Below are 12,901 nucleotides of genomic sequence, written 5' to 3'. Positions count from 1 at the left end.
GCGAGGCCCACGCCATGACACAGAGCATTTCCCGCCCCCTGCAATACGCCTATATCGCCGCCTTCGGCGGGCTGCTGCTGGGGCTCGCCGGATGGTCGCTGAAGAGCGTGCCGGGCTTCTCCGCCGCGGCCGATACGCCACTGCTCAACGGCAAGCTGGCGCACGCCTTCGAAGCCCACTACGACAAGGAATTCCCGATCAAGCGCCTGGGCACCAACCTCTGGGCCGCACTCGACTACACGCTGTTCCACGAAGGCCGCCCCGGCGTGGTGATCGGCAAGGACGGCTGGCTGTTCACCGACGAAGAGTTCAAGCCGGCACCGAGCGGTCAGCAACTGGAAGACAACTGGGCACTGGTACGCGGCGTGCAGCGGGAGCTGAACCGGCGCGGCGTCAAGCTGGTGCTCGCGGTGATCCCGGCCAAGGCCCGCCTGTATCCCGAGCACATCGGCCGCGAGCAGCCGGCCGCGCTGCACGACAGTCTCTACCAGGACTTCCTGGCCCGCGCCCGCGCCGCCGGCATCGACAGTCCCGACCTGCTCGGCAGCCTGCGCCAGGCCAAGGACAACGGCGCGGTATTCCTGCGCACCGACACCCACTGGTCGCCGCTCGGCGCGGAAACCGTGGCCCAGCGCCTCGGCGCGGAGATCCGCGAGACGCACCTGCTGGATGTGCCGGCGCAGAACTTCGTCACCCGCGTCGGCGAAGAACGCACGCACAAGGGCGACCTGCTCAGCTTCCTGCCGCTCGACCCGCTGTTCGACGAACTGCTGCCACGTCCGGAGCAGTTGCAGCAACGCACCACCGAAGCCGCGCCGGCACTGCCGGGCGACCAGCAGTCCGGCGCGGGCGACGACCTCTTCGGCGATAGCCAGCAACCGCGCCTGGCGCTGGTCGGCACCAGCTACAGCGCCAACCCCAGGTGGAACTTCGAGGGCGCGCTGAAACAGGCGCTGTCCGCCGACCTGATCAATTACGCGAAGGAAGGCAAGGGCCCCCTCGAACCGATGCTGGAACTGCTGCAGGACGAAGGCTTCCGCAAGGACCCGCCGCAACTGCTGGTCTGGGAGTTTCCCGAGCGCTACCTGCCGATGGCCAGCGACCTCAGCCAGTTCGACGCCGACTGGGTCGCCCAGCTGAAGGCCAGCGGCGGCCGCGACGAGCGCCTGGCCGCCAGCCGCAACGATTGAACGAACACAGCCAAGGCTGTTTACCCACGGGGCCGAACGCCCCGCTGAAGAAGAAGCAACGGAGGAATACCCATGAACCCGATGACCCGCCGCCACACCTGGACCCGCCTGGCCTGCGCACTTTCCCTCGGCGTCGCCGCATTCGCCGCGCAGGCCGACGAGGGCGCCCTGTACGGGCCCCAGGCACCCAAGGGCTCGGCCTTCGTCCGCGCCTACAACGCCGGCAACAGCGAACTCGACGTGTCGGTCGGCAGCACCAGCCTGAACGACGTCGCGCCGCTCGGCTCCAGCGACTTCAAGTTCCTCCCCCCCGGCAGCTACACCGCCCAGGTCGGCCAGCAGAGCCTACCGGTCAAGCTCGACCCGGACAGCTACTACACCCTGGTCAGCCAGCCCGGCGGCAATCCGCAGCTGGTGGCCGAGCCGCCGTTCAAGAACAAGCAGAAGGCGCTGGTGCGGGTGCAGAACCTCAGCGGCTCGAAGCTGACCCTGAAGACCGCCGACGGCAAGACCGACGTGGTCAAGGACGTCGGCCCGCAAAGCCACGGCGACCGCGAGATCAACCCGGTGAAGGTGAACCTGGCGCTGTTCGACGGCAGCAAGAAGGTCAGCGACCTGAAGCCGGTCACCCTGGCCCGCGGCGAGGTGGTCTGCCTGTACGTCACCGGCAGCGGCGGCAAGCTCGCGCCGGTCTGGGTCAAGCGCCCGGTGAAGGCGGACTGAGACCGACCGGGAGGGGCTCGCCCCTCCCGGCATTCCACACAACAAGACCGGCCCGACACCGGCGCACCAACCGTCAGCGCTCCCGCAGAAGGAGCGCACTGGAGAGGTCACCCGGGGCTCCGTGGAGCCCGGTAACGAGATATCCCGCCGCGCGGCGGGATCCCTAGACAGACGCATCGCTTCAAGGAGAAACAACATGATCCCAGTAATCCTTTCCGGTGGCAGCGGCTCGCGACTCTGGCCTCTTTCCCGCAAGCAGTACCCCAAGCAGTTCCTCGCCCTTACCGGCGACGACACCCTGTTCCAGCAGACCATCAAGCGCCTGGCCTTCGACGGCATGCAGGCGCCGCTGCTGGTGTGCAACAAGGAGCACCGCTTCATCGTCCAGGAACAGCTGGAGGCGCAGAACCTGGCGAGCCAGGCGATCCTCCTCGAACCCTTCGGCCGCAACACGGCGCCGGCGGTGGCCATCGCCGCGATGAAACTGGTCGCCGAAGGCCGCGACGAACTGCTGCTGATCCTTCCCGCCGACCACGTGATCGAGGACCAGCGCGCCTTCCAGCAGGCCCTGGCGCTGGCCACCAACGCCGCCGAAAAGGGCGAGATGGTGCTCTTCGGCATTCCCGCCAGCCGCCCCGAGACCGGCTACGGCTACATCCGCGCGAGCGCCGATGCGCAACTGCCGGAAGGCGTCAGCCGGGTGCAGAGCTTCGTCGAGAAGCCCGACGAAGCCCGCGCCCGCGAGTTCGTCGCCGCCGGCGGCTACTACTGGAACAGCGGCATGTTCCTGTTCCGCGCCAGCCGCTACCTGGAAGAACTGAAGAAGCACGACGCCGACATCTACGACACCTGCCTGCTGGCCCTGGAGCGCAGCCAGCACGACGGCGACCTGGTGAACATCGACGCCGCCACCTTCGAATGCTGCCCGGACAACTCCATCGACTACGCGGTGATGGAGAAGACCTCGCGCGCCTGCGTGGTGCCGCTGTCCGCCGGCTGGAACGATGTCGGCAGCTGGTCGTCGATCTGGGACGTGCACGCCAAGGACGCCAACGGCAACGTCACCAAGGGCGACGTGCTGGTCCACGACAGCCACAACTGCCTGGTGCACGGCAACGGCAAGCTGGTCTCGGTGATCGGCCTGGAGGACATCGTGGTGGTGGAAACCAAGGACGCCATGATGATCGCCCACAAGGACCGGGTGCAGGACGTCAAGCACGTGGTCAAGGACCTCGACGCCCAGGGCCGTAGCGAGACCCAGAACCACTGCGAGGTCTACCGCCCGTGGGGCTCCTACGACTCGGTGGACATGGGCGGCCGCTTCCAGGTCAAGCACATCACCGTGAAGCCCGGCGCGCGCCTCTCGCTGCAGATGCACCACCACCGCGCCGAGCACTGGATCGTGGTTTCCGGGACCGCCCAGGTGACCTGCGACGACAAGACCTTCCTGCTCACCGAGAACCAGTCGACCTACATCCCGATCGCCTCCGTGCACCGCCTGGCCAACCCCGGCAAGATCCCGCTGGAGATCATCGAGGTGCAGTCCGGCAGCTACCTCGGCGAGGACGACATCGAGCGCCTGGAAGACGTCTACGGGCGCACCGCAGAACCGGCCCTGCACGTGGTCGCCGGCAGCCGCTGAAGCGTCGACCCGGCCCCCTGGCGGAGCGATCCGCCAGGGGGTTGTTTTTTTCCGACAACCTACGGGATTGACTTTCCCTGGCCCTCCCCATGTTTCCATGAAGTTTCCGGAATATTCACGGGGAGCGGACATCAAGTATTAATGAACCCTTAAAGAAACAGGACTCGGGTTATTAATAAAGGCCACTCAGAAAACACCCGAGATCCATTCCAACCAACCCTGCAAGCCCCTGAAAACGAGGCTTCCGGCTTTATCCTCCAGTTTCTTCGAGTTCGTTCAGTCTTCATTCAGCCGTTGTTAAGCGAGTCTTAACAAACGTTCAGGCAGCATTCAGCGACATATAAATAACCTCTTCGTACCGCCCTCCCAGTACCGAGGCTTCATTACATGTCACTGGACTTTCTGCCATTCTCCCGGCCAAGCATCGGCGAGGACGAAATCGCCGCCGTGGAGCAGGTCCTGCGTTCCGGCTGGATCACCACCGGGCCGAAGAACCAGGAGCTCGAACAGCGCTTCGCCGAACGCCTCGGCTGCCGCCACGCGGTGGCGCTATCCTCGGCCACCGGCGCCCTGCACGTCACCCTGCTGGCGCTGGGCATCGGCCCCGGCGACGAAGTGATCACGCCGTCGCTGACCTGGGTCTCCACCGCCAACGTCATCACCCTGCTCGGCGCCACCCCGGTGTTCGTCGACGTCGACCGCGACACCCTGATGTGTTCGGCGCAGGCAGTGGAAGCCGCCATCGGCCCGCGCACCCGCGCCATCGTGCCGGTGCACTACGCCGGCTCCACCCTGGAACTCGAAGGCCTGCGCACGGTCGCCGGGCGCCACGGCATCGCCCTGGTCGAGGACGCCGCCCACGCGGTCGGCAGCGAATACCGCGGGCGCCCGGTAGGCTCCCGCGGCACGGCGATCTTTTCCTTCCACGCGATCAAGAACCTGACCTGCGCCGAAGGCGCGATGTTCGTCAGCGACGACAGCGCCCTCGCCGAACGGGTCCGCCGCCTCAAGTTCCACGGCCTCGGGGTCGATGCCTACGACCGCCTGAGCCATGGACGCAAGCCGCAGGCGGAAGTGATCGAGCCCGGTTTCAAATACAACCTGGCCGACCTCAACGCCGCCCTCGCGCTGGTCCAGCTCAAGCGCCTGGACGCGCTCAACGCGCGCCGCCAGGCCCTCGCCGAACGCTACCTGGAGCGCCTCGCCGGGCTACCGCTGGCGCCGCTCGGCCTGCCCGCGCACGAGCAGCGCCACGCCTGGCACCTGTTCATCCTGCGCATCGACGCCGAGGCCTGCGGCCTGGGCCGCGACGCCTTCATGGAAGCCCTGAAGGCGCGCGGCATCGGTAGCGGCATCCATTTCATCGCCAGTCACCTGCACCACTACTACCGCCAGCGCCAGCCGCGCCTGAGCCTGCCCAACAGCGAGTGGAACTCGGCCCGCCTGTGCTCCATCCCGCTGTTCCCCGACATGCGCGACGACGACATCGAGCGCGTCGCGCGCGCCATCGAGGATATCCTGGAGAAACGTCGATGAAGCCCTATCCGATCGACCTGGTCTCGGTGGTCATCCCGGTCTACAACGAGGAAGCCAGCCTGCCCGAACTGCTGCGCCGCACCGAGGCCGCCTGCCTGGAGCTGGGCCGCGCCTTCGAGATCGTGCTGGTCGACGACGGCAGCCGCGACCGCTCCGCGGAACTCTTGCAGGCCGCCGCCGAACGCGACGGCAGCGCAGTGGTGGCGGTGATCCTCAACCGCAACTACGGCCAGCACGCGGCGATCCTCGCCGGCTTCGAACAGTCCCGTGGCGACCTGGTGATCACCCTCGATGCCGACCTGCAGAACCCGCCGGAGGAAATCCCGCGCCTGGTGGAGCGCGCCGCGCAGGGCTACGACGTGGTCGGCAGCATCCGCGCCGAGCGCCAGGACTCGGCCTGGCGGCGCTGGCCTTCGCGCCTGGTGAACCTGGCGGTGCAGCGCTCCACCGGGGTCGCCATGCACGACTACGGCTGCATGCTGCGCGCCTACCGGCGCAGCATCGTCGAAGCGATGCTGGCCTGCCGCGAACGCAGTACCTTCATCCCGATCCTGGCCAACGGCTTCGCCCGGCATACCTGCGAGATCCGCGTCGCCCACGCCGAGCGCGCCCACGGCGAATCGAAATACAGCGCGATGCGCCTGCTCAACCTGATGTTCGACCTGGTCACCTGCATGACCACCACGCCGCTGCGCCTGCTCAGCCTGGTCGGCGGCGGCATGGCCCTGGCCGGCTTCCTCTTCGCCCTGTTTCTCCTCGTGCTGCGCCTGGCCTTCGGCGCCGCCTGGGCCGGCAACGGCCTGTTCGTGCTGTTCGCCGTGCTGTTCATGTTCAGCGGCGTGCAGTTGCTCGGCATGGGCCTGCTCGGCGAGTACCTCGGGCGCATGTACAGCGACGTGCGCGCGCGGCCGCGCTTCTTCATCGAGCGCGTGGTCCGCGCCACGCCCTCCGCGCTTCCCTCGGCCCTGCAGCGGGCCGGTTTCACCTCTTCATCCAGCGAGCCTTCCACGCCATGACCTCGAAAGCCGTCGTCTTCGCCTACCACGACATCGGTTGCACCGGTATCGAAGCCCTGCTCAATGCCGGCTACGAGATCGCCGCCGTCTTCACCCATGCCGACGACCCACGGGAAAACACCTTCTACGCCTCGGTCGCGCGCCTCTGCGCCGAGCGCGGCATTCCGCTGCACGCGCCCGAGGACGTGAACCATCCGCTGTGGCTGGAGCGCATCCGCCAACTGCGCCCGGACTTCCTGTTCTCCTTCTACTACCGCCGCCTGCTCGGCGCCGAGCTGCTCGCCTGCGCCGCCCGCGGCGCCTACAACCTGCACGGTTCGCTGCTGCCGCGCTACCGCGGACGCGCCCCGGCGAACTGGGTGCTGGTCAACGGCGAAACGCAGACCGGGGTGACCCTGCATCGCATGATCGAGCGCGCCGACGCCGGGCCGATCCTTGCCCAGCAGGCCGTCGCCATCGACCCCGAGGACACCGCCCTGAGCCTGCACGGCAAGCTGCGCAAGGCCGCCGGCGCCCTGCTGCGCGACAGCCTGCCGCTGCTCGCCCTCGGCGTGCTGCCGGAAGTCGAGCAGGACGAGAGCCAGGCCAGCCACTTCGGCCGGCGCACCCCGGCGGACGGCCTGCTCGACTGGCACAGGCCGGCACGGCAGTTGTACGACCTGGTGCGCGCGGTGACCCAGCCCTACCCCGGCGCCTTCTGCCAGGTCGGCGAACAGAAGCTGATCGTCTGGAGCGCCGAGGTGGTCGCCGGCAATCACGGCCGCGAGCCGGGCAGCGTACTGTCCTGCGACCCGCTGCGGATCGCCTGCGGCGAGGACTCGCTGGTGCTGCGCTTCGGCCAGCGCGGCGAGCGTGGCCTGTACCTGGCCGGCACGCAACTGGCCACCGAGCTGGGCCTGGTCGAGGGCGCGCGCCTGCGTGGCGCGGCGTCCGGCCCGCAGCGCCGCACGCGGGTGCTGATCCTCGGGGTCAACGGCTTCATCGGCAACCACCTGTCCGAACGCCTGCTGCGCGACGGACGCTACGAGGTCCACGGCATGGACATCGGCTCCGACGCCATCGAACGGCTCAAGGCCGACCCGCATTTCCACTTCGTCGAAGGCGACATCGGCATCCATTCGGAGTGGCTCGAATACCATGTGAAGAAATGCGACGTGGTCCTGCCGCTGGTGGCCATCGCCACGCCCATCGAGTACACGCGCAACCCGCTGCGGGTGTTCGAACTGGACTTCGAGGAAAACCTGCGGATCGTCCGCTACTGCGTGAAATACGGCAAACGCGTGGTGTTCCCTTCCACCTCCGAGGTCTACGGCATGTGCCAGGACCCGGACTTCGACGAAGACCGCTCGAACCTGGTGGTCGGGCCGATCAACAAGCAGCGCTGGATCTACTCGGTGTCCAAGCAGTTGCTCGACCGGGTGATCTGGGCCTACGGCCAGCAGGGCCTGCGCTTCACCCTGTTCCGTCCGTTCAACTGGATGGGCCCGCGCCTGGACCGCCTGGATTCGGCGCGGATCGGCAGCTCGCGGGCGATCACCCAGCTTATCCTGCACCTGGTCGAAGGCACGCCGATCCGCCTGGTCGACGGCGGCGCGCAGAAGCGCTGCTTCACCGACGTCGACGACGGCATCGAGGCCCTCGCGCGGATCATCGACAACCGCGACGGCCGCTGCGACGGGCAGATCGTCAACATCGGCAACCCGGACAACGAGGCGAGCATCCGCCAGCTCGGCGAGGAACTGCTGCGCCAGTTCGAGGCCCACCCGCTGCGCGCGCAGTTCCCGCCCTTCGCCGGCTTCCGCGAGGTGGAGAGCCGCAGCTTCTACGGCGACGGCTACCAGGACGTGGCCCACCGCAAGCCGAGCATCGACAACGCCCGGCGCCTGCTCGACTGGCAGCCCACCATCGAACTGCGCGAGACCATCGGCAAGACCCTCGACTTCTTCCTCCACGAAGCGCTCCGCGAGCGCGAGGCACAGGCGTGATCCAGGCCGGCCTGCGCATCGACGTCGACACCTTCCGCGGCACCCGCGACGGGGTGCCGCGGCTGCTCGAGCTGCTCGACGAAGCCGGGCTGAAGGCGACCTTCTTCTTCAGCGTCGGCCCGGACAACATGGGCCGCCACCTCTGGCGCCTGGCGCGCCCGGCGTTCTTCTGGAAGATGCTCCGCTCGCGCGCCGCCAGCCTGTATGGCTGGGACATCCTGCTGGCCGGCACCGCCTGGCCGGGCAAGCCGATCGGCCGCGAACTCGGCCCGCTGATGCGGCGGACCCAGGCCGCCGGCCACGAGGTCGGCCTGCACGCCTGGGACCACCATGCCTGGCAGACCCACGCCGGCGTCTGGAGCGTGCAGCAGCTCGGCGAGCAGATCCGCCGCGGCAGCGATTGCCTGGCGGACATCCTCGGCCAGCCGGTGCGTTGTTCCGCCGCCGCCGGCTGGCGCGCCGACGGCCGGGTGGTCGAGGCCAAGCAGCCCTTCGGCTTCCGCTACAACAGCGACTGCCGCGGACGCGGCGCGTTCCGCCCGCGCCTGGCCGACGGCAGCCCCGGCATCCCGCAGGTGCCGGTGAACCTGCCGACCTTCGACGAGGTGGTCGGTCCCGGCCTGCCGCGCGAGGCCTACAACGACTTCATCCTGGAACGCTTCGCCGCTGGCCGCGACAACGTCTACACCATCCACGCCGAGGTCGAGGGGCTGCTCCTCGCCCCGGCGTTCCGCGAACTGCTGCGGCGCGCCGAACGGCGTGGCATCCGCTTCCGCCCGTTGGGCGAACTGCTGCCGGACGATCCGCGCAGCCTGCCGCTGGCCGAACTGGTGCGCGGCCGCCTGGCCGGCCGCGAGGGCTGGCTGGGAGTGCGCCAGCCATGAGCCGCCGCCAGACCTGGTCGCTGCTGCTGATCGCCTTCGGCCTGTTCTACCTGGTTCCATTGAGCAACCATGGCCTGTGGATTCCCGACGAGACCCGCTACGCGCAGATCAGCCAGGCGATGCTGCTGGGCGGCGACTGGGTGTCGCCGCACTTCCTCGGCCTGCGCTACTTCGAGAAGCCGGTCGCCGGCTACTGGATGATCGCCCTCGGCCAGGCGGTCTTCGGCGAAAACCTGTTCGGCGTGCGCATCGCCTCGGTCGTCGCCACCGCCCTCAGCGTCCTGCTCGCCTACCTGCTGGCCCGCCGCCTGTGGCGCGACCCGCGCACCAGCCTGGCGTGCGCGCTGCTCTACGCCAGCTTCGGCTTGATCGCCGGGCAGTCCGGCTATGCCAACCTCGACCCGCAATTCACCTTCTGGGTCAACCTGAGCCTGGTGGCGCTGTGGCATGCCCTCGACGCGGGGAGCCGCCGCGCGCGCCTGCTCGGCTGGATCCTGCTCGGCCTCGCCTGCGGCATGGGCTTCCTGACCAAGGGCTTCCTCGCCTGGCTGCTGCCGGTGCTGGTCGCCCTGCCCTACATGCTCTGGCAGCGGCGCTGGCGCGAGCTGCTTGGCTACGGCGCGCTGGCGGTGCTGGCGGCGCTGCTCGTCTGCCTGCCCTGGGCGCTCGCCGTGCATGCGCGGGAAGCGGACTACTGGCGGTTCTTCTTCTGGCACGAACACATCCGCCGCTTCGCCGGCGAAGACGCCCAGCACTCTCGCCCGTGGTGGTTCTACCTGCCGTTGCTGGCGGTCGCCTGCCTGCCCTGGAGCGGCCTGCTGCCGAGCGCGCTGCGCCAGGCCTGGCACGAGCGGCGCCAGGCGCCGGTGGTCTTCCTGGCGCTATGGCTGCTGTTGCCGCTGGCGTTCTTCAGCCTGAGCCGGGGCAAGCTGCCGACCTACATCATGCCCTGCCTGCTGCCGCTGGCGCTGCTCATGGGCCACGCCCTGGTGCAGCGGCTGCGCCAGGGGAACAGCGTCGCGCTGCGCGGCAACGGGCTGCTCAACCTGGGCCTGGCGCTCCTCGCGCTGGCGGCCCTGGCCTACCTGCAACTGCGCAAGCCGGTGTACCAGGAAGAACCCTTCGAGCTGTTCCTGGTCCTGCTGGTGATCGGCGCCTGGGCCGCCGCCGGCCTCGCCCAGTGGCGCTACCCGCTACGCGCCTGGGCCGCGCCGCTGCTGGCGAGCTGGGTACTGATCGCACTGCTGCCGGCGGCGATGCCCAACCATGTGGTGCAGAACAAGACCCCCGACCTGTTCGTCGCCGAACACCTCGACGAACTGACCGGCGCCCGCCATCTGCTGAGCAACGACCTCGGCGCCGCCTCGGCCCTCGCCTGGCGCCTGCGTCGTAGCGACGTGACGCTCTACGACACGCGCGGCGAGCTGAAGTACGGCCTCTCCTACCCCGAGCACAGCCAGCGCAGCGTGCCCTTGGCAGACATCCGCCAGTGGCTCTGGCGGGCACGCCAGGACGGCTCGGTTGCCGTGCTGCTGCGGATCAACAGCGCCAGCGACCGCTACCAGCTGGCGCTGTTGCCGGGCGACGGCGAACGCTACCGGAACGGCAACCTGGTCCTGGCGATCCTGCCGCAGGTGCGCCCATGAGTGCCGCGCTGCTGCTCGCCACCCTGCTCATGACCGGCCTCGGCCAGGTTGCGCAGAAGCTCACCGTGGAGCACTGGCGCCTGGTCGCCGCCGACGGCTGGACGGCGCGCCTGCGCAGTCCGTGGCCGTGGCTGGCGCTGCTCGCCCTCGGGCTCGGCCTGCTCTGCTGGCTGCTGCTCCTGCAACGGGTGGAAGTCGGCAGCGCCTATCCGATGCTGGCGCTGAACTTCGTCCTGGTCACCCTGGCGGCACGCTTCGTCTTCGATGAGCCGGTGGATCGCCGCCACCTCGCCGGCCTGTTGCTGATCGTCGCCGGCGTGGCCCTGCTCGGGAGGAGCGCATGAACGCGCTACGCGGCTGGCTGGCGGCCCTGGGCAGCGTGCTGCTGGCCAGCGCCGCCCAGCTCGGCATGCGCTGGGGCATGAGCCGCCTGCCGCTGCCGGAAGCCTGGGCCGGGCAAACGCCGGAGCGCGCCGCGCTGCTCGCGGTAGCCCTGGCGGTGGCGGCCTACGCCGCCTCCCTGCTGTGCTGGCTGGCCGCCCTGCGCCACCTGCCGCTGGGCCGCGCCTACAGCCTGTTGAGCGCCAGCTACGCGCTGGTCTACCTGCTGGCGGCGAGCCTGCCGGCGTTCGATGAAACCTTCAGTACCAGCAAGACCCTGGGCGTAGGCCTGGTGGTGCTCGGCGTGTTGACCGTCAACGCCCGCCGCACCGCTGCCGCGCCCGCGCATCATCCGTCGAGGAAAGCACCATGAAGATCAGCGTATTCGGCAGTGGCTATGTAGGACTGGTGCAGGCCGCCGTCCTCGCCGAAGTGGGCCACGATGTACTGTGCATGGACATCGACCGGAACAAGGTCGAACGCCTCGCGCAGGGCCTCGCCAGCATCTACGAACCCGGGCTCGACGCCTTGCTGCGCGAAGGCCTGGACAGCGGCCGCCTGCGTTTCAGCAGCGATGCGCGCCTCGCCGTGGAACACGGCCGGGTGCAGTTCATCGCGGTCGGCACCCCGCCTGGCGAGGACGGCGCGGCCGATCTCGGCGCGGTCTTCGCGGTGGCCGATGCCATCGCCGAGCATCGCCGCAAGCCCGTCATCGTGGTGGAGAAATCGACCGTCCCGGTAGGCACCGGCGACCGCCTGCGCGCGCACATCGAGCGGCGCCTGGAAGCCGACGGACGCGAACTGGAATTCGAGATCGTCTCCAACCCGGAATTCCTCAAGGAAGGCTCCGCCGTCGCCGACTGCCGACGCCCGGACCGCATCGTGGTCGGCTGCGACAACGAAGAGGTGCGCCAGGTGATGCGCGAACTCTACGAGCCGTTCAACCGCAACCACGACCGCATGCTGTTCATGGGCCTGCGCAGCGCCGAACTGACCAAGTACGCGGCGAACGGCATGCTGGCGACCAAGATCAGCTTCATCAACCAGATCGCCGAACTGGCCGAACACCTCGGCGCCGACATCGAGGCGGTGCGCCAGGGCATCGGCGCCGACCCGCGGATCGGCTACCACTTCATCTACCCCGGCTGCGGCTACGGCGGCTCCTGCTTCCCCAAGGACATGCGCGCGCTGATCCACAGCGCCGAGCAGGCGCATTGCTCCAGCGACCTGTTGCAGGCGGTGGAAGCGATCAACCGGCGGCAGAAGCACAAGCTGTTCGAACGCATCCGGGTGTTCTACGACGGCGACCTGCGCGGCAAGACCTTCGCCCTCTGGGGCCTGGCCTTCAAGCCGAACACCGACGACATGCGCGACGCGCCCAGCCGCGAACTGATGGAAGCGCTCTGGCGCCACGGCGCGCAGGTGCGCGCCTACGATCCCGAAGCCATGCAGGAAACCCAGCGGCTCTATGGCCACGACGAACGCCTGAGCCTGATGGGCACCCCCGAGGCGACCCTGGGAGGCGCCGATGCGCTGGTCATCTGCACCGAGTGGCAGCAATTCAAGGCACCGGATTTCGAGCTGCTCAAGGAGCGCCTGAAGGCCCCGGTGATCTTCGACGGGCGCAACCTCTACGACCCCGAGCGCATGGCCCGCCACGGCTTCCACTACTACCCGATGGGACGCGGGCAGTCCTGCTCGTTGCCGATCAACGAGGCCAGCCTCGCACAGGAAGATGGCCTGCGCCTGTTGCGCCAGGCCTGAGGCCGCCCCAGGTCGGATCGACCGCTGGGGCGAATAACCGCTGCGGTTATCCGCTGGTTCGCCGGAGTATCGGCGGATAACGCCTGCGGCGTTATTCGCCCTACCCCCTGCCACGTCGCTCAGGTGGCGTAGGG

11 protein-coding genes are annotated in these 12,901 nt (G+C 68.7%); all 11 read left to right on the top strand.

Features of this window, described 5'->3' with window-relative positions:
* Positions 1-14 precede the first annotated feature (14 nt).
* The 11 genes from algJ (at position 15) to LT948_RS06025 (ending at position 12,767) form a co-directional block, all read left to right on the top strand.
* Positions 15-1,190 carry an alginate O-acetyltransferase gene (gene algJ / locus LT948_RS06075; RefSeq protein ID WP_033991466.1) on the top strand — a complete coding sequence of 392 codons (1,176 nt, stop codon included), beginning with the start codon at positions 15-17 and terminating at the stop codon, positions 1,188-1,190.
* 72 nt (positions 1,191-1,262) lie between these two features.
* Positions 1,263-1,913, top strand: a complete 651-nt coding sequence (gene algF, locus LT948_RS06070) for an alginate O-acetyltransferase AlgF (protein ID WP_033995635.1) — start codon at positions 1,263-1,265, stop codon at positions 1,911-1,913.
* A 196-nt stretch (positions 1,914-2,109) separates the two neighbouring features.
* Positions 2,110-3,555, top strand: a complete 1,446-nt coding sequence (locus LT948_RS06065) for a mannose-1-phosphate guanylyltransferase/mannose-6-phosphate isomerase (RefSeq protein WP_019484508.1) — start codon at positions 2,110-2,112, stop codon at positions 3,553-3,555.
* Positions 3,556-3,942: 387 nt separating this feature from the next.
* Positions 3,943-5,091: a UDP-4-amino-4-deoxy-L-arabinose aminotransferase gene (gene arnB / locus LT948_RS06060; protein WP_073656920.1), complete on the top strand. Its 1,149-nt coding sequence runs from the start codon at positions 3,943-3,945 to the stop codon at positions 5,089-5,091.
* A complete protein-coding gene (gene arnC, locus LT948_RS06055; RefSeq protein WP_003112880.1) occupies positions 5,088-6,107 on the top strand; it encodes an undecaprenyl-phosphate 4-deoxy-4-formamido-L-arabinose transferase in 1,020 nt (339 codons plus the stop codon). Before arnB ends, arnC begins: the two co-directional genes overlap by 4 nt.
* Entirely contained in the window at positions 6,104-8,092 is a 1,989-nt protein-coding gene (gene arnA / locus LT948_RS06050) for a bifunctional UDP-4-amino-4-deoxy-L-arabinose formyltransferase/UDP-glucuronic acid oxidase ArnA (RefSeq protein WP_003092116.1), read from the top strand. Before arnC ends, arnA begins: the two co-directional genes overlap by 4 nt.
* Positions 8,089-8,976, top strand: coding sequence for a 4-deoxy-4-formamido-L-arabinose-phosphoundecaprenol deformylase (arnD, locus tag LT948_RS06045; protein WP_003112878.1), 888 nt, complete (start codon positions 8,089-8,091; stop codon positions 8,974-8,976). Before arnA ends, arnD begins: the two co-directional genes overlap by 4 nt.
* On the top strand, positions 8,973-10,622 hold the full coding sequence (arnT, locus tag LT948_RS06040) for a lipid IV(A) 4-amino-4-deoxy-L-arabinosyltransferase (RefSeq protein ID WP_033995631.1): 1,650 nt from the start codon (positions 8,973-8,975) through the stop codon (positions 10,620-10,622). The genes arnD and arnT overlap by 4 nt, the downstream gene beginning before the upstream one ends.
* Positions 10,619-10,966, top strand: coding sequence for an EamA family transporter (locus LT948_RS06035; protein ID WP_003112876.1), 348 nt, complete (start codon positions 10,619-10,621; stop codon positions 10,964-10,966). The genes arnT and LT948_RS06035 overlap by 4 nt, the downstream gene beginning before the upstream one ends.
* Positions 10,963-11,376, top strand: coding sequence for a 4-amino-4-deoxy-L-arabinose-phosphoundecaprenol flippase subunit ArnF (gene arnF / locus LT948_RS06030; protein ID WP_003110472.1), 414 nt, complete (start codon positions 10,963-10,965; stop codon positions 11,374-11,376). Before LT948_RS06035 ends, arnF begins: the two co-directional genes overlap by 4 nt.
* The gene (locus LT948_RS06025) at positions 11,373-12,767 is read left to right on the top strand and encodes a UDP-glucose 6-dehydrogenase (protein WP_023095285.1); all 1,395 of its coding nucleotides are present in this window, start codon (positions 11,373-11,375) and stop codon (positions 12,765-12,767) included. Before arnF ends, LT948_RS06025 begins: the two co-directional genes overlap by 4 nt.
* Positions 12,768-12,901 lie beyond the last annotated feature (134 nt).

Source organism: Pseudomonas sp. CP-1 (assembly GCF_021213715.1).
GTDB lineage: Bacteria > Pseudomonadota > Gammaproteobacteria > Pseudomonadales > Pseudomonadaceae > Pseudomonas > Pseudomonas aeruginosa.
Note: the sequence above shows the minus strand (reverse complement) of the source record. Positions and strands in the feature narration are given on the sequence as shown.

Bases quoted from the DNA above. Each gene is read 5' to 3' on its own strand.
- arnF (WP_003110472.1), top strand. From the start codon at position 10,963: ATGAACGCGCTACGCGGCTGGCTGGCGGCCCTGGGCAGCGTGCTGCTG.
- arnB (WP_073656920.1), top strand. From the start codon at position 3,943: ATGTCACTGGACTTTCTGCCATTCTCCCGGCCAAGCATCGGCGAGGAC.
- LT948_RS06025 (WP_023095285.1), top strand. From the start codon at position 11,373: ATGAAGATCAGCGTATTCGGCAGTGGCTATGTAGGACTGGTGCAGGCC.
- LT948_RS06035 (WP_003112876.1), top strand. From the start codon at position 10,619: ATGAGTGCCGCGCTGCTGCTCGCCACCCTGCTCATGACCGGCCTCGGC.
- arnT (WP_033995631.1), top strand. From the start codon at position 8,973: ATGAGCCGCCGCCAGACCTGGTCGCTGCTGCTGATCGCCTTCGGCCTG.
- LT948_RS06065 (WP_019484508.1), top strand. From the start codon at position 2,110: ATGATCCCAGTAATCCTTTCCGGTGGCAGCGGCTCGCGACTCTGGCCT.
- algF (WP_033995635.1), top strand. From the start codon at position 1,263: ATGAACCCGATGACCCGCCGCCACACCTGGACCCGCCTGGCCTGCGCA.
- algJ (WP_033991466.1), top strand. From the start codon at position 15: ATGACACAGAGCATTTCCCGCCCCCTGCAATACGCCTATATCGCCGCC.
- arnC (WP_003112880.1), top strand. From the start codon at position 5,088: ATGAAGCCCTATCCGATCGACCTGGTCTCGGTGGTCATCCCGGTCTAC.
- arnA (WP_003092116.1), top strand. From the start codon at position 6,104: ATGACCTCGAAAGCCGTCGTCTTCGCCTACCACGACATCGGTTGCACC.